The 17,964-nt window shown below is 65.2% G+C and carries 17 protein-coding genes; 6 read left to right on the top strand and 11 right to left on the bottom strand.

From position 1 onward, the window contains the following. Window positions 1–68: 68 nt before the first annotated feature. The 4 genes from WN73_RS43705 to ltnD form a co-directional block, all read right to left on the bottom strand. Window positions 69–1,760 carry a methyl-accepting chemotaxis protein gene (locus WN73_RS43705; protein WP_028172386.1) on the bottom strand — a complete coding sequence of 564 codons (1,692 nt, stop codon included), beginning with the start codon at window positions 1,758–1,760 and terminating at the stop codon, window positions 69–71. A 170-nt stretch (window positions 1,761–1,930) separates the two neighbouring features. Beyond that, entirely contained in the window at window positions 1,931–3,205 is a 1,275-nt protein-coding gene (otnK, locus tag WN73_RS43700; RefSeq protein WP_028172387.1) for a 3-oxo-tetronate kinase, read from the bottom strand. Beyond that, entirely contained in the window at window positions 3,202–3,984 is a 783-nt protein-coding gene (gene otnI, locus WN73_RS43695) for a 2-oxo-tetronate isomerase (RefSeq protein WP_028172388.1), read from the bottom strand. The genes otnK and otnI overlap by 4 nt, the downstream gene beginning before the upstream one ends. A gap of 16 nt (window positions 3,985–4,000) precedes the next feature. Next, complete coding sequence (ltnD, locus tag WN73_RS43690; protein WP_370139847.1) at window positions 4,001–4,987, bottom strand: L-threonate dehydrogenase; 987 nt, start codon at window positions 4,985–4,987, stop codon at window positions 4,001–4,003. Between the two features lie 37 nt (window positions 4,988–5,024). Here ltnD and otnC point away from each other — a divergent pair, with 37 nt between their 5' ends. Next, the gene (otnC, locus tag WN73_RS43685; protein WP_039184069.1) at window positions 5,025–5,705 is read left to right on the top strand and encodes a 3-oxo-tetronate 4-phosphate decarboxylase; all 681 of its coding nucleotides are present in this window, start codon (window positions 5,025–5,027) and stop codon (window positions 5,703–5,705) included. Between the two features lie 161 nt (window positions 5,706–5,866). Here otnC and WN73_RS43680 read toward each other — a convergent pair whose 3' ends face one another. The 6 genes from WN73_RS43680 to WN73_RS43655 all read right to left on the bottom strand — a co-directional run bounded on the left by WN73_RS43680 (window position 5,867) and on the right by WN73_RS43655 (window position 11,447). Continuing rightward, window positions 5,867–6,571, bottom strand: a complete 705-nt coding sequence (locus WN73_RS43680; protein WP_028172391.1) for an ABC transporter ATP-binding protein — start codon at window positions 6,569–6,571, stop codon at window positions 5,867–5,869. Continuing rightward, a complete protein-coding gene (locus WN73_RS43675; protein WP_011085709.1) occupies window positions 6,555–7,286 on the bottom strand; it encodes an ABC transporter ATP-binding protein in 732 nt (243 codons plus the stop codon). The genes WN73_RS43680 and WN73_RS43675 overlap by 17 nt, the downstream gene beginning before the upstream one ends. After that, window positions 7,283–8,266: a branched-chain amino acid ABC transporter permease gene (locus WN73_RS43670; RefSeq protein ID WP_028172392.1), complete on the bottom strand. Its 984-nt coding sequence runs from the start codon at window positions 8,264–8,266 to the stop codon at window positions 7,283–7,285. Before WN73_RS43670 ends, WN73_RS43675 begins: the two co-directional genes overlap by 4 nt. Beyond that, a complete protein-coding gene (locus tag WN73_RS43665; protein ID WP_028172393.1) occupies window positions 8,266–9,144 on the bottom strand; it encodes a branched-chain amino acid ABC transporter permease in 879 nt (292 codons plus the stop codon). The genes WN73_RS43670 and WN73_RS43665 overlap by 1 nt, the downstream gene beginning before the upstream one ends. 153 nt (window positions 9,145–9,297) lie before the next feature. Beyond that, a complete protein-coding gene (locus WN73_RS43660) occupies window positions 9,298–10,542 on the bottom strand; it encodes an ABC transporter substrate-binding protein (RefSeq protein WP_028172394.1) in 1,245 nt (414 codons plus the stop codon). 89 nt (window positions 10,543–10,631) lie between these two features. Continuing rightward, window positions 10,632–11,447, bottom strand: coding sequence for a putative hydro-lyase (locus tag WN73_RS43655; RefSeq protein ID WP_271558408.1), 816 nt, complete (start codon window positions 11,445–11,447; stop codon window positions 10,632–10,634). Window positions 11,448–11,566: 119 nt separating this feature from the next. On the opposite strand from WN73_RS43655, the gene WN73_RS43650 reads away from it, so the two are divergent. The 4 genes from WN73_RS43650 to WN73_RS43635 all read left to right on the top strand — a co-directional run bounded on the left by WN73_RS43650 (window position 11,567) and on the right by WN73_RS43635 (window position 15,864). Then, window positions 11,567–12,484: a LysR family transcriptional regulator gene (locus tag WN73_RS43650; protein WP_011085704.1), complete on the top strand. Its 918-nt coding sequence runs from the start codon at window positions 11,567–11,569 to the stop codon at window positions 12,482–12,484. A 119-nt stretch (window positions 12,485–12,603) separates the two neighbouring features. After that, window positions 12,604–13,854 carry a Zn-dependent hydrolase gene (locus WN73_RS43645; protein WP_271558407.1) on the top strand — a complete coding sequence of 417 codons (1,251 nt, stop codon included), beginning with the start codon at window positions 12,604–12,606 and terminating at the stop codon, window positions 13,852–13,854. 12 nt (window positions 13,855–13,866) lie between these two features. Then, the gene (locus tag WN73_RS43640) at window positions 13,867–14,778 is read left to right on the top strand and encodes a glycerate dehydrogenase (RefSeq protein WP_011085702.1); all 912 of its coding nucleotides are present in this window, start codon (window positions 13,867–13,869) and stop codon (window positions 14,776–14,778) included. A 12-nt stretch (window positions 14,779–14,790) separates the two neighbouring features. Then, window positions 14,791–15,864 (top strand): malate/lactate/ureidoglycolate dehydrogenase, encoded by a 1,074-nt coding sequence (locus WN73_RS43635; protein ID WP_271558405.1) that lies wholly within the window; start codon window positions 14,791–14,793, stop codon window positions 15,862–15,864. Window positions 15,865–15,926: 62 nt separating this feature from the next. On the opposite strand, the gene WN73_RS43630 is transcribed toward WN73_RS43635, so the two are convergent. Next, complete coding sequence (locus tag WN73_RS43630; RefSeq protein ID WP_011085700.1) at window positions 15,927–17,000, bottom strand: tartrate dehydrogenase; 1,074 nt, start codon at window positions 16,998–17,000, stop codon at window positions 15,927–15,929. A 155-nt stretch (window positions 17,001–17,155) separates the two neighbouring features. On the opposite strand from WN73_RS43630, the gene WN73_RS43625 reads away from it, so the two are divergent. Continuing rightward, window positions 17,156–17,932 (top strand): SDR family oxidoreductase, encoded by a 777-nt coding sequence (locus WN73_RS43625; protein ID WP_028172400.1) that lies wholly within the window; start codon window positions 17,156–17,158, stop codon window positions 17,930–17,932. Window positions 17,933–17,964 lie beyond the last annotated feature (32 nt).

The following is a 17,964-nucleotide window of genomic DNA, read 5'->3' as shown; positions in this document are numbered from 1 at the left end:
GCGCCAAAATCAAAGAGCGGCGCCGACGGCGCCGCTCTTGCGTAGTCCGATACCTGCTCTGACGGCCCTTACGCAGCGCGAACGCTGGTCAGGAACTTGCTGACCTCGGTCTTGAGTCGGCTCGAGTCGTTCGACAGCATCTGCGCCGCCGACAGCACCTGCGAGGAGGCGGTGCCGGTCTCGGTCGCACCGCGCTGCACGTCGGAGATGTTGGAGGAGACCTGCTGGGTGCCCTGCGCCGCCTGCTGCACATTGCGGGCGATCTCCTGGGTCGCTGCACCCTGCTCTTCGACGGCCGCAGCGATCGCCGACGAGATCTCCGAGAGACGCTCGATCGTCGAGGAGATCTCCTTGATCGCTCCGACCGAATCGTTGGTCGCCGCCTGGATGCCGGAAATCTGCTGGCCGATCTCGCCGGTCGCCTTCGCGGTCTGCTCGGCGAGTGCCTTCACTTCGGAAGCCACCACCGCGAAGCCGCGGCCGGCTTCGCCCGCGCGCGCCGCCTCGATGGTGGCGTTCAGCGCCAGGAGGTTGGTCTGGCCGGCGATGGTGTTGATCAGCTCGACGACGTCGCCGATGCGGGACGCCGCCTTGGAGAGCTCGCTGACGCGCTCGGTGGTGGCGCGGGCCTGACCGACGGCGTCGCCCGCCATCCGCGCCGATTCCTGCACCTGACGGCTGATCTCGCCCACGGACGACGCCATCTCCTCCGTCGCCGAAGCCACCGACTGCACGTTGGTCGAGGCTTCCTCCGAAGCTCCGGCAACCGTGGTCGCGAGCCGCTGGGAGCGGTCGGCGGTCGAGGTCAGCGTCGAGGCGGAAGCTTCGAGCTGGGTCGAGGCCGATGACACGGTCTGGACGATCTCGCCGATCATCGTCTCGAATTCGCGGGTGATGTTGTCGACGCGGCGGCCGCGCTCGATCTTGGCTTCGGCGTCGGCCGCGGCGGCTTCGTCGGCGGCCTTCTTGGCGATCAACGCCTCCTTGAAGACCTGGAGCACGTCGGCCATGGCGCCGATCTCGGTCTTCTCGCCGCGATGCGGGACTTCGGCGGAGAGGTCGCCCTTGCCCAGCGCCTGCATCGGCTCGACGATCGAGTTGATGCCGCTGGAGACGTCGTGGACGAGATAGACGCTGACGCCGATGCCTGTCAGGACGGCCGCGCCCAGGATGATCGCGACCAGCAGGAAGGCGAAGGAATAGCTGTCGGCGGCGTCGCGCGCGGCCTGGTCGCCACCCCGGGTGTTGAGGTCGATATCCTTGCGCAGAACCTCGTCGGACTGGATGCCGATCTTGTTGGCGGTCTTGACGTTCAGCTCATGCGCCTCGTGCGGGACTTTGCCGACCTCCTTGCGCGACAGCGCAAAGACCTCGTCGGCGCTCTTCTTGTAGTCGTCCCACAGCTTGGACCATTCGGTGTAGAGCGCCCGCTCCTCCGGCGAGGTGATCATGGGCTCGTAGCTCTGGCGGGCCTTGGCCAGTGTCTCGCTAGTGGTGACCGCGATCTTTTCCATCGCGAGCTTTTCTTCCAGGGTCTCGGCCAGCATGTGCTCGCGGACCACACTGCGATAGGTGATGACGCTGGCCCGGAGCTCGCCCAGCACCCTCACGCTGGGCATCCAGCTCGTGGTGATGTCGGTGGTGTTCGCGTTCATCGCGCGCATCTTCACGACGGCGAGCAGGCCCATGCCGGTCATCGCGACCAGCAGGAACGCCACGACACTGATGATCTTGGCGCGGATGGAGATCTTGGCGAACATAGTCAGGTCTCTTTATGCTGGCGCGGGCGCGCGTCCGGGAGGTCTAAAGAATCAACCAAAGGGAGCGACGCCGACATCAGACAACAGAGCGACTGAGCAGATGTTAACTACGACTCCGTGCGAGTACGGAGCCTGAAAGAGATGAACAGGCAGCTAAGAACGCTCTGCGCTCAGCGCATGAGCCTAAGCGCATCGGAGAAGAACTCCGGGCCACCGAAATTTCCTGACTTCAGCGCAAGCAGCATCTCGCCCCCGGCGCCGACCGCGCGCAGCACCGGAACGCCTGCAGCGATCTCCACCCCCACGAGAAATCCGGGAATCCTCAACCGGTCGACCACGGCGCCGGACGTCTCGCCGCCGGCAACGACCAATCGCCGCACGCCTGATTTCACAAGGTTTTCGGCGATGTCGGCCATGGCCTGCTCGATCGCATGTCCGGCTGCGTCACGGCCGTGACGTGCCTGAAGCGCGGCAACCTGATCCGGTGTCGAGCTCGATGCGATCAGCACGGGCCCCTCCGCCAGCCGCGGCCTTGCCCAGTCCAGCGCACGCTGAGCTTCGTCCGCCCCCGTAAGAATACGGTCCGGATCGAGATGAAACACCGGCATGACCTGTTCGGCGCTGGCGATCTGCTTGAGCGTGGCCTGCGAGCAGCTGCCGGCAAGACACGCCGCCGGCCCGCCAACGGCAGCTTCGGATTCGCCGCCTGCCGCATTCGACCTGACCTTGCCGGTCGACACCAGCGCGCGCGCCAGTCCAAGGCCGATGCCGGAGGCGCCGACCGACAGCCGATGTTCGGCTGCGACGAGGCCGATTGTTTCGAGATCGCGATCGAAGACGGCGTCGATGATCGCAGCGCCAATGCCCTTGCCCGCGAGTTCGGCCAGCCGTGCCCGCACGGCATCTGCGCCGCGCGTGACGGCGGCGAGATCGACGAGGCCGATTTGCGTCCGGCTCTGGCGCGCCAGCACCCTCACCAGGCTGGAATCGTGCATCGGATTGAGCGGATGGTCCTTGAGCGGGCTCTCGTTCAGCGGCACGGCGCCGACAAACAGGTTGCCCTGGTAGACGGTGCGGCCGGTCTCCGGGAAGGCCGGCGTCACCAGAACGATGCCCTCGCCGCAATCGTCGCGCAACGCGTCCATCACCGGGCCGATATTGCCGGCGTCGGTGGAATCGAAGGTCGAGCAGATCTTGAACAGCACATGGCTCGCGCCGCGGCCCCGCAACCATGTCTCCGCCGCGCGCGAGCGCGATACAGCAAGACCTGCTTCGATCGAGCGGCTCTTCAAGGACACCACGACAGCGTCGACCTCGGGCAGCGCCAGATCGTCGGCAGGAATGCCGATGGTCTGCACGGTGCGCAGGCCCGCACGCGTCAGCGTGTTGGCAAGATCGGAGGCGCCGGTATAGTCGTCGGCGATGCAACCCAGTGCAAGAGTCACGGCTTCACTCCCGCATAGGGCTTGAACCAGGCGAGGCCGTCGGTGGTCTTGCCGCGCGGATTGTATTCGCAGCCGACGAAGCCGGCATAGCCGAGCCGGTCGAGCTCTTCGAACAGGAAGGGATAGTTCAGCTCCTCGCCGTCGGGCTCGTTGCGCGAGGGAATGCTGGCGATCTGGATGTGGCCGATGATCGGCATCATCTCGCGCAAGCGCATGGTGACGTCGCCATGGATGATCTGGCAGTGATAGATGTCGAACTGGAGCTTGAGGTTCGGAAGCCGCAACTCCTGGATCAGGTCGCGCGCGAAGCCGAAATCGTTGAGGAAATAGCCGGGCACGTTGCGGGCATTGATCGGCTCGAGCACGATGTCGATGCCATGCGGCGCGAAGAACTCCGCCGCCCACGCCACCGACTTGTAGAACGCCTCGATCGCGACGCGCTCGCCGCGGTTGGCAAGGCCGGCCATCAGGTGCAGGCGCTTGACGCCGGTGGCCTTGGCGTAAGGCAGCGCGGTCTCGAGGCTCGCCTTGAGATCGGCGAAGCGCGCCGGGAGCGCAGCAAAACCCTTCTCGCCTGCATTCCAGTCGCCGGGCGGCAGGTTGAACAGCGCCTGGGTCAGACCGTTGCGCTTGAGCCGCTCGCCGACCGCCTCGGCCGGATGCTCATAAGGAAAGAGAAACTCGACGGCCGTGAAGCCGGCCTGGGCGGCGGCCTCGAAGCGATCGAGGAACGGCACCTCGGTGAACATCATCGAGAGATTGGCGGCGAAACGGGGCATTGGAATCCTCTTATCCTTACTTGTCGCCGGGGAGCTTCACGCCGGTGACCTGCGCATACATGCGCGCGACCGAGGCGTCGTCGTCGCGGCCCATGCCGGCGGCAGCCGTCATCAGGAACATCTGGAGCGCGGCGGCCGAGACCGGCACGGGGAATCTGGCACTGCGCGCCATGTCCTGGATGATGCCGAGGTCCTTGACGAAGATCTCGACCGCGCTGCGCGGCGTATAGTCGCCGTCGAGCACATGCGGCATGCGGTTCTCGAACATCCAGGAATTGCCGGCGGAGGCCGTGATCACCTCATAGACCTTGCGGATGTCGAGGCCCTGCTTGGCCGCGAACGCCATCGCTTCGCTGGCAGCAGCGATGTGCACGCCGGCCAGCAACTGGTTGATCATCTTGAAGGCGGCGCCCTGCCCGGCCGCGTCGCCGAGCTCGTAGAGCTTTGCAGCCATGGCATCGAGCGCCGGCCGTGCCTTTGCAAAGGCGGCCGGGCTGCCTGAGGCGAGGATCGTCAGCTCGCCTTGCGCGGCGCGCTGCGCCCCGCCGGAGATCGGCGCATCCAGATAATGCCGGCCCGTCGCCTCGAGCTGCTTGGCAAGGCGCCGCGCCACGTCGGGATCCATGGTGGCCGATGACAGGAAGACGCTGTCCTTGGGCATGGTTTCGGCGACGCCATCCTTGCCGAACAGGATCGTCTCGGTCTGCGCGGCGTTGACGACGACGCTGACGACGACGTCGGCGTCCTTGGCCGCTTCGGCCGGCGTCTTGGCGCCCGCGCCGCCGTCCTTCACGAAGCGCGCCACCGCATCAGCCGAGACGTCGCAGCCGGTGACGGCGTGACCGGCGCGCTTCAGCGAGGTCGCCATGCCAAATCCCATCGAGCCGAGCCCGATGACGGCGATACGCTGATTTTGTGACGTGGAGGCGGACATATGCAACTGACCCTTGCGAACGTTTCCCGAATAGCCGCCCTTTGCGGCAGCTTGGCAACCGAATAACACGGCTTGGCCGCGCTGCCAAAGCGTGAGACAAGCAGGCATGACGGCCATGAGCAACGAGACAAGGCTGCGTGAGGATATCTGCCGCTTCGGACGGTCCCTGTTCGAGCGCGGGCTGACGCCGGGCTCCTCTGGCAATATCAGCGTCAAGCTTGACGATGGCGGCTGGCTGGTGACGCCGACCAATGCCTCGCTCGGCTTCCTCGACCCGGCGCGGCTGTCGCGGCTGGATAGCCAGGGCCGGCCGATCTCGGGCGATGCACCGACCAAGGAAGTTCCACTGCACACCGCGCTCTACGACACCCGCGGTAGCGCACGCGCGATCGTGCACCTGCATTCGACGCATTCTGTCGCACTGTCGATGCTGCCCGAGATCGACCCGCGCGCCGCGCTGCCGCCGATGACGGCCTATTATCTGATGAAATGCGGCGCGACCGCGCTCGTGCCCTATTACCGCCCCGGCGATCCCGCAGTGGCGGATGCGATCAAGGGGCTGGCGGGGAAATATTCGTCCGTCCTGCTCGCCAATCACGGCCCGGTGGTCGCCGGCGACACGCTGGAGGCCGCGGTGTTCGCGACGGAGGAGCTGGAGGAGACGGCGAAGCTCTATCTGCTGCTGCGCGGGATGAACCCGAAATATCTGTCGCCGGAGCAGGTGACGGATCTGGTGAAGGTGTTCGGGGTGACGTTGCCGGAGCATGGGCACGAGCACGGACATTAACCGCATACTCTGCCATCATCCTGAGGTGCGAGCCTTGCGATGCAATGCATCGCAAGGTGAAGCCTCGAAGGATGGGCTACAGGTGCTTGCGGCCCATCCTTCGAGGCGCGCAAAGAGCGCGCCCCCCCAGGATGACGGCTGCGATTGCGGCGGCAGTCTAGCTAAAGCCCCAGATACGCCTTCCTCACATCGGGATTGCCCTTGATCTCGCTCGCCGCGCCCTGCATCAGCACGCGGCCGGTTTGCAGAATGTAGGCGCGGTCGGCGATCTCCAGGCACTCGGCCATGCGTTGCTCGACGATCAGGACGGTCATGCCGGCGTCGCGGATGCGCAATACTGCCTGGAAAATCTCGTCCACCAGCTTCGGCATGATGCCTTGCGAGGGCTCATCCAGCATCAGCAGCCGCGGGCGCGTCATCAGCGCGCGGCCGATGGCGAGCATCTGCTGCTCGCCGCCGGAGAGCGTTTCGGCGCGCTGCTCCAAACGTTCCTGAAGACGCGGAAACAGGTTGAAGACGAGGTCGAGCGGTCCCTCGCGGTCCGCCTCGCCGCGGTAGAGATAGCTGCCGAGGCGAAGGTTGTCGCGCACCGACAGGCGCGGGAACAAGCGGCGGTTCTCCGGCACATAGGCGATGCCGGTGGCCGTGATGTGGTGCTGCGCCATGCCGTCGAGGCGCTTGCCGTCGAACGTCACGGTGCCCGAACGCGGGCGTTCGGCGCCGGCGATGGACTTCAGCAGCGTCGACTTGCCCGCGCCGTTGGCGCCGGCGACGCAGACGATCTCGCCCTTCTCGACCTCGATCGAGACTGCGGAGATCGCGACCAGACCCTGATAGGCGGTCGTGACTTCATGCACTGACAGCATGACGATCTCCCAGATATGCGCTGATCACCTTGGGATCGCGAACGACGTCGGCAGGCTTGCCCTCGACCAGCACCTTGCCGAGGTCGAGCACGATGGCGCGGTCGACCAGCGGCATCACGATCTCCATGACGTGCTCGACCATCAGCACGGTGATGCCGGCATCGCGCACCTTGCGCACCAGCGCGACACCGGTCTGCGCCTCGGTCGGCGTGAGGCCGGTGAGGACTTCGTCGAGCAGCAGCAGCTTTGGTTCGGTCGCAAGCGCACGGGCGACTTCGAGGCGGCGCTTCTCGGCCGGCACGAGATCGCTCGCAAGCACGTCGGCGCGCGCGGCGAGGCCGGTGAATTCGAGCACCTCATGCGCCTTGCGCCGCGCCTCGCGCATCACGGTGTTGCGCACCAGCGCACCGACGATGACGTTGTCGATGACGGTCATGGTCTCGAAGCTCTTGACCACCTGAAAGGTGCGCCCGACGCCGCGCTGGCAGCGTTCGGCCGCCGGCATGTGGGTGACGTCCTCGCCGTCGAACCAGATCGAGCCCTGGGTCGGCGGCAGGACGCCGGCGATGAGATTGAACAATGTCGACTTGCCGGCACCGTTCGGGCCGATCAGGCCGACGATCTCGCCGCGGCCGACCGAGATCGACACGTCGCTGTTGGCGACGAGGCCGCCGAACCGCTGCCAGACGCCGCGGGTTTCAAGGAGCGCGGTCATCGCGTGGCTCCCTTTGCTTTTGAACGGGAGAACAGGCTCACCAGACCGCGCGGCAGGGCCAGCGAGATCGCAACGATCAGTGCGCCATAGACGATAAGGTCAACACCACGGCCGGAGCCGCCGATATAGGAGCGTGTCAGCTCCGTCATCGGGATCAGGATGGCAGCGCCGAGCACCGGCCCCCACAGGGTGCCGATGCCGCCGAGCACGGCCGGCAGCGCCATCAGCAGCGAGAACTGGAAGCCCATCACGCTCTCGGGATCGATATAGGCGAGGAACTGCGCATAGAAGCCGCCGCCGATGGCGACGAGGAAGGCGGACACGGCCGCCGCGCCCATCTTGGAATTGAACACGACGACGCCGAGGCTCTCGGCCGCTTCCGGATTGTCCTTCACGGCGCGCCACCAGAAGCCCCATTTGGAATCTTCGAGCCACCAGGTGACGAACCAGGCGAGGCTGCACAGCACCAGCGCGAAATAGAAGTAAGGCAGCTTGCTGCGCATGAACTGGAATTTCAGCCAGCTGTCGCCGCGCACCGGAATGGTGATGCCCATCGCAGCGCCCGCCCATTCCCAGTTCTGGAACAGGAGCAGCCCGATCTCGGCGATGACGATGGTCGCGATCACGAAGTAATGGCCGCGCAGACGGAAGAAGGGATAGCCGAGCCCCATTGCGATGACGGCCGCGATCACGCCGCCGGCGAGCATGCCGAACCAGGGCAATACGCCGAACTTGGTGAACAGCAGCTCGGTGGTATAGGCGCCGATGCCGAAATAGAGCGCGTGCCCCAGCGAGATCTGTCCGCAATAGCCGGACAGGATGTTCCAGCTCTGCGACAGCGCCGCGTACATCAGGGTCAGGATCAGGATGTTCTGGACGTAGACATCCTTGATGAACAGCGGTGCAAGGGCCGCGAGCGCGGCCAGCACCGCGGCGATGATCAGGTCGCGGCGGCGCCGCGTAGCAAAATTCTGGTCCATCACATCGATCCGAACAGGCCGCGCGGCCGGATGAAGACGACGAGCAGATAGACCGCGTAGATGCCGACCGATTTCAGCGAAGGCGGCAGCACCAGGGCGGTGGTCGCCTCGACGAGGCCGACGATGATGCCGCCGGCGAACGCGCCGAACACACTGCCGAAACCACCGAGCGCAACCGTGACATAGGCGATCAGCGCGAAGGAGGCGCCGACGTCCGGATAGATGTAGAAGAACACCGCCATGATCGCGCCGGCGAGACCGACCAGTGCGGCGCCCAGGCCCCAGCCCAGCGCGAACACGCGGTTCTTGTCGATGCCGACGAGTGCGACTGCACCGGGATCTTCGCGGGTGGCTTCGAGCGCGCGGCCGAAGTCAGTGCGGTTGATGAAGAAATAGAGGCCGGCGAAAGCCGCGATCGAGACCAGCGCGCCGATCAACTGCGGCTCCGGCAGGAAGATGCCGCCGATCGAGATCGTCTTGCCGCCGAGCCAGGACTGCGGAATGCTGCGATAGTCCGGCGTGAAGAAGAACTGCGCGAGCCCGCGCATCACGATGGCAAGGCCGAAGGTCGAGAAGATCTGCACCATGCCGGCGTTTGCCTTGGCGCGCATCGCGAAGCGTACAATCAAGAGGTAGACGACCGCCCCGAACACGAACAGGGCCGCGGCGACCAGCGGCGCCGACAGCAGGGGGTCGATGGCGAAGAACGCGAACAGGAAGAAGCTCACATACATCGCGATCATCAGGAACTCGCCATGGGCGAAGTTCACGACGTCCATCAGGCCGAAGATCAGCGCGAGGCCGACGGCGATCAGTCCGTAGAGCAGGCCCATGAGCAGGCCGCTCGCGAGACTCTGGATAATGGCTTGAGCTGTCAAAAGTCGTCCCCCACAATACGCCCTCATCCTGAGGAACGCGCCGCGGCGCGCGTCTCGAAGGATGGGCCCACCCTCGTCCTTCGAGACGCGAGCTACGCCCGCTCCTCAGGATGAGGGCGGGAGCCAAGTCTGAGCTCCCGCTCTCCGAAACGCTTACTTCATCGGCCAGATCGCTTCGGCGATCGCGGCCTGCGGCGGGAAGATGGTGACGAACTTGCCGCCGACATATTGCAGCAGCACCGGGTCGGCGTCGTTGTTCTGGCCCATCTCGTCGAACTTGACGCGCTTCCAGGGCATGATGGTCTGCTCGCCCGGGATGTCGGTGGCGGCCAGCGCATCGCGGATTTTCTCGCCGTCGGTCGACTTGGCGCGGCTGATGGCGTCAGCAAGGATGATCAGGCCCATGAACTGGCGCGAGGTGAGGTCGTTGAAATCCTTGCCCGACCGCGCCTTGAACATCTCGTTGATCTTGCCGACCATCGGGCGCTTCTGCGCGAGGTCGAGCGAGAAGGTGCCGCGCGAGATCACGCCTTCGAGCTTGTCGCCGACGGCGTCGTAGAGCGCCTTCTCGGAGAAGCCTGCGTCCTGCGCCACGATCGCGTTGGGCTTGTAGCCGAGCTCGGCCATGGTCTTGACCAGCAGGATGCCGTCGGTGGTGTAGCTCGAGGGCATCAGCACGTCGGCATTGGCGGTCTTGAGCTGCTGCACTTCGGCCGAGAGCGACGGCGAATTGGCGCGATACTTGATGTCGGTGACGATCTTGTAGGCGCGCTCGCCGGCGATCTTGGCCTGGGCGTTGCCCGAGTCGGTGCCGAAGATGGTATCCTCGTGGAACAGTGACAGCGTCTCGATCTTGGTGCCCTTCTTCTTCATCGCGTCGAAGAAGTCGAACATCGCGGCCGAGTACATCTCGTCATGCGGCGCGGCACGGAAGTAATATTTGAGACCGCGGCGATGCAGGCTCGGCGAGGAGTTGTCGGCGGAGACGAACGGGATCTGGTAACGCTCGCAGATCTGGCTGACGGTGACGGCGACCGCGCTCTGGTAGGTGCCGATGATGGCGGAGACCTTCTCCTGCGTGATCAGGCGCTCGGCCTCGGCGCGGCCCTTCTGCGGATCGGCCTGGTGGTCGGCGAACACGAGACGGACTTTTGCGCCGCCGAGGCCCGGCAGGCCTTCGCCCTTCGCCAGCGGCAGGTCGAAATCGGTGTCCTTGTTGATGACCTCGAGCGCGGTCTCATAGGCCTTCTGCGCATCGACGCCCTGCTGCGCGCTGCCGCCGGAGAACGGATAGATGACGCCGATCACGACTTCCGAGGTCTGGGCGCGTGCGGCGAGCGGCACCAGCGCTGCTGTGGCGGTGGCACCCAGCAACACGTCGCGGCGAGAGATCGTCATGGCAAAGTCCTCTGTTACGGAATTTCGGCTGATCGAATGAAGCGATTGATGGATGCGGTAAAGCCCGAAGAAGCAGCAAACGCTGCCCACTATATCACGGCCATGGTCCTGTTCTTGAGATCCGTCACCAGCATCAGGCCGGGCGAATGCGTGATCGCGAACGGCAGCCTGGCGGCGTTGATCACCGATTGCGGCGTGACGCCGCAGGCCCAGAACACCGGAATCTCGTCATCGGCGACCGGCACGGGATCGCCATAGTCGGGCTTGGCGATGTCCTTGATGCCGATCAGATGCGGATGGCCGAGATGCACGGGCGCGCCGTGCACGGCTGGATAGCGCGAGGTGATCTGCACGGCGCGGATCGCATCGGCCGGCTTGAACGGACGCATCGACACCACCATGGGGCCGGCGAACGGACCGGCCTCGCCGCAGGCGATGTTGGTGCGGTACATCGGCACGCGCACGTTCTGCTCGATGTGGCGGATCGGCATGCCCTCGTCGAGCAGCGCCTCCTCGAACGAGAACGAGCAGCCGAGCACGAAGGTCACGAGGTCGTCGCGCCAGTAGCCCCTCACGTCGGTCGGCTCGTCGACGACTTCGCCATCGCGCCAGACACGGTAGCGGGGAACGTCGGTGCGGATGTCGAGATCGGCGCCGAGTGCGGGGATATGCGGACTGCCGACGTCGGACATGCCGATGATCGGGCAGGGTTTCGGGTTGAGCTGGCAGAAGCGGTGAAAGGCGCTGGCGTATTCCGCCGGCAGAATCGCCAGATTGCCCTGGACGAAGCTGGGGGCGACCCCGGCGGTGGATCCCACCTCGCCGCCGCGATAGGCGAGCCGCGCCTGGCGGCTCGGGAGTGGGTCGGGCGTTTCAGTTTGCTGCGCTGCCACCAAAACAGTCATCTGATCGGCCTGCCTATAAACTCGACAAGGACAGCCAACACCAAGCGTGCTATAAAGTCTAATCGTCCTTTCTAATCAATATCGATAAATCCAATTTATCGATCGGGGAAATCCTTCCAATGCTGGACTTCAGATCGATCGAGACGTTCCTCTGGGTTGTGAAGCTCGGCAGCTTCCGCGGCGCTGCGGCCCGCCTCAACACGACCCAGCCGGCGATCTCCCAGCGCATCGCCCAGCTCGAGCGCGAGATGGGCGTGAAGCTGCTCAACCGCGACCATCGCGTGGCCTCGCCGACGCCGAGCGGCCGGCAGATGATGGTCTATGCGGAGAAGCTGATCGGTCTCCGCGCTCAGATGATGGCGGAGATCGGCGACCGCTCCGCGATGCGCGGCGTGATGCGGCTCGGCGTCGCCGAGACCATCGTGCACACCTGGCTGCCGCGCCTCGTGAAAAGCGTGAACCAGATCTATCCGAACCTGTCGCTCGAGATCGAGGTCGACATCACCCCGAACCTCACGGCACGCCTGCTCGCGCAGGAGATCGAGCTCGCTTTCGTGGTCGGGCCGCTGTCCGCCTCCGGCGTGCACAATCGCGTGCTCGCCGACTACCCGATCGGCTTTCTCGCAAGCCCCTCGCTCGGGCTCGGCAAGGGTCCGGTGACGCCGGCGGAGCTCGCACGGTTTCCGATCATCACCTTCCCACGCAAGACCAAGCCTTACGAGGTCGTGCGCGAGGTGTTCGACCGGCCGGAATTGCCGCCGATCCGGCTGCATGCCTCTGCGTCGCTCGCGACCGTTATCCACATGGCGGTCGAGGGCCTCGGGATCGCCGTGATCCCCGACGCCATCGTCGAGAACGAGCTCGCCGACGGGCGGCTGCAACTGCTCGACACCGATCTCGAAATCACACCGCTGACGTTCACGGCGAGCTGGCTCGCCTCGCCCGACGTCGTGGCGGTGGAGCGTGTCGCCGAGCTTGCATGTCAGATTGCGCAGAGCAGCCTCGCGGTTGACGCGCCCGCGCTGGCGCGTCATTGAAACGGATGCCGGACAACCTTCAACGTCATTCCGGGATGGTGCGCAAGCACCAGACCCGGAATCTCGAGATTCCGGGTTCGCTCGTCGGGCCCCGGAATGACAACTGAGAGACTGACCGCATGAGCCGAGCCGCCACCAATCTGCAAATCGATTCCGCCCGCCTCTGGGGCTCCATCCACGAGACCGCGCAATTCGGCGGGACGGCCAAGGGCGGCGTGCGGCGGCTGACGCTGAGCGCCGAGGACAAGCAGGTGCGCGACTGGTTCCGCAAGGCCTGCGAGGATGCCGGTCTCGAGGTTCATGTCGATGCGCTCGGCTCACAGTTCGGCCTGCGCAAGGGACGTGACATGTCGAAGCCGCCCGTCGGCATCGGCTCGCATCTCGACACCCAGCCGACCGGCGGCAAATATGACGGCATCCTGGGAACGCTCGGCGCGCTGGAAGTGATCCGCACCCTGAACGACGCCGGCATCGAGACCGAGGCGCCCATCTGTGTGGTCAACTGGACCAACGAGGAAGGCTCGCGCTTCGCGCCCGCGATGATGGCGTCCGCGGCTTACGTCGGCGATTTCACCACCGACGACATCCTGTCACGCAAGGACGCCGAGGGCATCACCGTCGGCCAGGCGCTCGACGGCATCGGCTATCGCGGCGACAAGCCGGTCGGCTTCCAGAAGCTCGGCTGCTTCGTCGAGCTGCACATCGAGCAGGGCCCGATCTTGGAGGCCGAGGGCAAGACCATCGGCGTCGTCGATTCCGGCCAGGGCGTGCTCTGGTATGACGGCAAGATTTCCGGCTTCGAGAGCCATGCGGGATCGACCCCGATGCCGCTGCGGCGCGATGCGCTGGCCACGCTCTCCGAAATCGTGCTGGCGATGGAGGCGATTGCAAAGAAGCATGGGCCGAACGCGGTCGGCACCACCGGCGAGGCCGTGATCGCAAACCCCTCGCGCAACGTCATTCCCGGCGAGATCGCCTTCACCATGGATTGCCGCAGTGCCGATGGCGCGATCATGGACGCGCTCGATCACGATCTGCGCGCCGCGATTGCCGAGATTGCCGCCCGCCGCAAGGTCGAGGTCAAGATCGACCTGGTCTGGCGCAAGCCGCCGACGCATTTCGATCCGAAACTCATTGCAGCAGTCGAGAACGCGGCGAAGACGCTCGGCTATTCCTCGCGCCGCATCACCTCCGGCGCCGGCCACGACGCCTGCAACCTCAACACCGTCATGCCGGCGGCGATGGTGTTCGTGCCCTGCAAGGACGGCATCAGCCACAACGAGCTTGAGGATGCCACGCAGCCCGACTGCGCCGCAGGCACCAACGTGCTGATGCACACCGTGCTGGCGATCGCCGGCGTCGCGGCCTGACCGGAGAGAGCCATGCGCGGAGTTTTCGTCGACGCCAACGAAGCCCTCGCCGTGATCATGGAGCGGCTGGAGAAACCAGGCGATCCCAAGGTGCGGATCAACAGGGATCCGGACATCAAGCCCGAGCAATACCCGGAAATCCTCGACGGCGCCGAGATCGCGATCGTCGACCACACCGCGCTGCCGACGGACGTCGCGAAGAAATGCATGGGGCTGAAGCACGTCGTGTTCCTCGGCACCGGCGCGCGCAGCTACATGAATCCGGAAGAGCTCGCCGAGCTCGGCATCTCCGTGCACCTGATCAAGGGCTATGGCGACACCGCCGTGGCTGAATCTGCGATCGCGCTGATGTGGGCCTCGGCCCGCGTCATCGCGATGATGGACCGCGAGATGCGCGTCGGCAACTGGCTGCGCGAAGACGGCATGCAGCTCACCGGCAAGACGCTCGGCCTTATCGGCTTCGGCGGCATCGCAGCAGAGGTCGCGCGCATTGCGTCCGGCAGCGGCATGAAGGTGATCGCCTGGAATCGCTCGCCGAAGAGCTCCCCGGGCGTCACGTTCACCGATCTCGACACGGTGCTGGCGACCAGCGACGTGGTGTCGCTGCACCTGCTGCTCAACGAAGAAACGCGCGGCATGATCACGCGCGAGAAGATCTTTGCGATGAAGCCCGGCGTCATCCTCATCAACACCGCGCGCGCCGCAGTCGTCGACGAGGTCGCCATGATCGACGCGCTGAAGTCGGGCCACATCCGTCACGCCGGCCTCGACGTCTTCAACGTCGAGCCCCTGCCCGGCGATCATCCGCTGACAAAACTGCCGAACGTGACACTGTCGGCGCATTCGGCGTTCCGCACGCCGGAGGCCAGCGAGAACCTGATTGAAGCGGCCTGGATTCACTGCCGCCGGATCGTGAAGGGATAAGAGCAACAACAAATGGCTGACTATCGCACCATCAAGGCCGAAGCGCTCACCAGCGTCGTCCGCGCCATCGTCAAGGCCGGCGGCTCCTCGGACCGCGAGGCCGAGCTCGTATCCACCAACCTCGTCGAGGCCAATCTTAGGGGACATGACTCGCACGGCGTCGGCATGATCCCGCGCTATGTCCAGAGCGTCACCAACGGCGGCCTCGCCGTGAACCAGCACGTCAAGATCGTGCTCGACACTGGCCCGCTCCTCACCCTCGACGGCCTCACCGGCTACGGCCAGGTGATCGGCCACGAAGCGATGGAGCTGGCAGCCGAGCGTGCCAAGAGCAACGGCGTATGTCTCGTCGGTCTTTCCAATGCGCACCACATTGGCCGCATCGGCCACTGGGCCGAGCAGTGCATCGACCACGGGCTTGTATCGATCCACTTCGTCAACGTGATCTCGCGCCCGATCGTGGCGCCCTGGGGCGGCAGCGATGCCCGCCACGGCACCAACCCGTTCTGCGTCGGCATCCCGCGCAGGGGCAAAGAGCCGATCGTGCTCGACTTCGCCACCAGCAGGATCGCGCAGGGAAAGACCCGCGTCGCCCACAACAAGGGCGTCGAACTGGAGCCCGGCACCATCATCGACAATGAAGGCAAGCCCACGGTCAATCCGCGCTACACCGTGATCCCGCCGTACGGCGCTATTCTGCCGTTCGGCGAGCACAAGGGTTCGGGGCTCGCGCTCGTGTGCGAAATCCTCGGCGGCGCGCTCTCCGGCGGACAGGTGGTCAAGGGCCCGTCCGACGGCAAGTACAACGTCCTCAACGGCATGCTCTCGATCATCATCGACCCGGGCAAGCTCGGCACCGGCGAAAACCTCGCACGCGAAGTCGAAAGCTTCGTCGCCTGGCACACCGGCTCACCGCCTGGCCCCGGCGTCGACAAGGTCAAGATCGCCGGCGAGCCCGAGCGCGAGACCAAGAAAAAGCGCCTCGCCGAAGGCATTCCGGTCGATCCGACCACCTGGCAGGAGATTCTGGAGGCCGGGCAGAAGTTCGGGCTGGATCAGGCCGCGATCGAGAAGATCGTGGGCTGATTGGCCTGCTGGGTAATCGGTCCCGGCTTTCGCCGGGACGACCCCGTGGTTGGTAACTCGGCTCAATCCACCATATCCGCGACCGCCTTGCCGCAGGCCGTCGTGTCGGCATTGCCGCCGAGATCCCTGGTGCGCAGCGTGCGCTCGGCGAGCGTGCGCTCGATCGCTTCCACGATCGATCGGCCGGCTTCCTTCTCGCCGAGATGCTCGAACATCATCGCACCGGACCAGATTGCGCCGATCGGGTTGGCGATGCCCTGGCCCGCGATGTCGGGCGCCGAGCCGTGCACCGGCTCGAACACCGAGGGGAAATCGCCCTCGGGATTGATGTTGCCTGATGGCGCGATGCCGATGGTACCGGTGCAGGCCGGGCCGAGATCGGACAAGATGTCACCGAACAGATTCGAGCCGACCACGACGTCGAACCAGTCAGGATGCAGCACGAAGTTCGCGGTGAGGATGTCGATGTGGTACTTGTCCCACTTCACGCCCGGGAACTTCTTCGCCATCGCCTCCACGCGCTCGTCCCAATAGGGCATGGTGATGGAGATGCCGTTCGACTTGGTCGCCGAGGTCAGGTGCTTCTTCGGCCGCGATTGCGCGAGCTCGAAGGCGAACTTCAGGATGCGGTCGACGCCGGTGCGTGTCATCACCGTCTGCTGGGTGACGAATTCACGGTCGGTGTCCGGGAACATGCGGCCGCCGACGGAGGAATATTCACCCTCGGTGTTCTCACGAACCACCCAGAAATCGATGTCGCCGGGCTTGCGGTTGGCGAGCGGCGACGGCACGCCGGGCATCAGCCGTACCGGCCGCAGGTTCACGTACTGGTCGAACTCGCGGCGGAATTTGATCAGCGAGCCCCACAGCGAAACATGATCCGGAATCTTGGCCGGCCAGCCGACCGCGCCGAAATAGATCGCGTCGTGCTTGCCGATCTTCTCCTTCCAGTCGTCCGGCATCATCTGGCCGTGCTTCTCGTAATAGTCCCATGACGAGAAGTCGAAATGGTCGAAATGCAGGGACACGCCGTGTTTCTTGGCGGCCGCCTCCAGAACGCGCAGGCCCTCCGGCATTACTTCCTTGCCGATGCCGTCGCCGGGGATGACCGCGATCCGGTATTGTTTTTTGCTCATCGAGAACGTCCTTGGTTGGTCCGGCAGCCGCCGTCTTTTGATCGCCCTGCAATGAACCAAAGTCGCGGGCAGTGCAACGCTGCACTGCAATGTTGACCGTGGCACGGCCGACCGCCTACTGATTTCATCGTATTCCTATCTTGCGAGTAACCCCCATGGATCTGCATCTGCGTGGCAAGCGTGTCCTGATCACGGGCGCGTCCAAGGGCATCGGCGCCGCCGCCGCCGAGGCGTTCGCCGAGGAAGGCGCGCATCTCCTGCTCGCCGCGCGCAGCGGCGATCAGCTCAAGGCGCTGGCGGACCGCTTGCGGTCTGCTCACCAGATCGACGCCGCGACGAGCATCGTCGACCTGCGCAAGACCGAAGACATCGCACGGCTGGCCACAGAAGCCGCCGACATCGACATCCTCGTGAACAATGCCGGCGACATCCCCGGCGGCTCGATCGACAAGATCGACGAGGCGACCTGGCGCCACGCCTGGGAATTGAAAGTGTTCGGCTACATCAACCTCACGCGGCAGATCTACGCGCAGATGAAGGCGAAGGGCGGCGGGGTCATCGTCAACGACATCGGTGCGGCCGGCGAAAAGTTCGACGCGAACTACATCTGCGGCAGCGCCGGGAATGCCGCGCTGATGGCGTTCACCCGCGCGCTCGGCGGCAAGAGCCTCGCCGACAACATCCGCGTGGTCGGCATCAATCCCGGTCCTGTGGGCACCGACCGCCACGTCACGCTGCTCAAGACGCGGGCCAAGCACCAGTTCGGCGACGAGAGCCGTTACAAGGAATTCCAGAAGAGCCTGCCGCTGGGCCGTCCCGCACATGCGCGCGAGATCGGCGATCTCATGGCGTTCCTGGCGTCGGATCGCGCCGGCTATACGTCCGGGGTCATCTATACGGTGGATGGCGGCATCAGTGCCGGGTGGGGTTAGTTTCTCCAAGGTTATTTAGCCACCGTCGTTCC

The sequence above is a fragment of the Bradyrhizobium sp. CCBAU 45394 genome (genome assembly GCF_028128655.1).
Classification (GTDB): Bacteria; Pseudomonadota; Alphaproteobacteria; order Rhizobiales; family Xanthobacteraceae; genus Bradyrhizobium; species Bradyrhizobium diazoefficiens.
Note: the sequence above shows the minus strand (reverse complement) of the source record. Positions and strands in the feature narration are given on the sequence as shown.

What these genes read in the sequence shown, in the direction of transcription:
- WN73_RS43705 (WP_028172386.1), bottom strand. Translation starts at nt 1,760, where the DNA reads ATGTTCGCCAAGATCTCCATCCGCGCCAAGATCATCAGTGTCGTGGCG.
- otnI (WP_028172388.1), bottom strand. Translation starts at nt 3,984, where the DNA reads ATGCCCCGTTTCGCCGCCAATCTCTCGATGATGTTCACCGAGGTGCCG.
- otnC (WP_039184069.1), top strand. Translation starts at nt 5,025, where the DNA reads ATGACGGCCATGAGCAACGAGACAAGGCTGCGTGAGGATATCTGCCGC.
- WN73_RS43680 (WP_028172391.1), bottom strand. Translation starts at nt 6,571, where the DNA reads ATGCTGTCAGTGCATGAAGTCACGACCGCCTATCAGGGTCTGGTCGCG.
- WN73_RS43675 (WP_011085709.1), bottom strand. Translation starts at nt 7,286, where the DNA reads ATGACCGCGCTCCTTGAAACCCGCGGCGTCTGGCAGCGGTTCGGCGGC.
- WN73_RS43670 (WP_028172392.1), bottom strand. Translation starts at nt 8,266, where the DNA reads ATGGACCAGAATTTTGCTACGCGGCGCCGCCGCGACCTGATCATCGCC.
- WN73_RS43660 (WP_028172394.1), bottom strand. Translation starts at nt 10,542, where the DNA reads ATGACGATCTCTCGCCGCGACGTGTTGCTGGGTGCCACCGCCACAGCA.
- WN73_RS43655 (WP_271558408.1), bottom strand. Translation starts at nt 11,447, where the DNA reads ATGACTGTTTTGGTGGCAGCGCAGCAAACTGAAACGCCCGACCCACTC.
- WN73_RS43650 (WP_011085704.1), top strand. Translation starts at nt 11,567, where the DNA reads ATGCTGGACTTCAGATCGATCGAGACGTTCCTCTGGGTTGTGAAGCTC.
- WN73_RS43645 (WP_271558407.1), top strand. Translation starts at nt 12,604, where the DNA reads ATGAGCCGAGCCGCCACCAATCTGCAAATCGATTCCGCCCGCCTCTGG.
- WN73_RS43640 (WP_011085702.1), top strand. Translation starts at nt 13,867, where the DNA reads ATGCGCGGAGTTTTCGTCGACGCCAACGAAGCCCTCGCCGTGATCATG.
- WN73_RS43635 (WP_271558405.1), top strand. Translation starts at nt 14,791, where the DNA reads ATGGCTGACTATCGCACCATCAAGGCCGAAGCGCTCACCAGCGTCGTC.
- WN73_RS43630 (WP_011085700.1), bottom strand. Translation starts at nt 17,000, where the DNA reads ATGAGCAAAAAACAATACCGGATCGCGGTCATCCCCGGCGACGGCATC.
- WN73_RS43625 (WP_028172400.1), top strand. Translation starts at nt 17,156, where the DNA reads ATGGATCTGCATCTGCGTGGCAAGCGTGTCCTGATCACGGGCGCGTCC.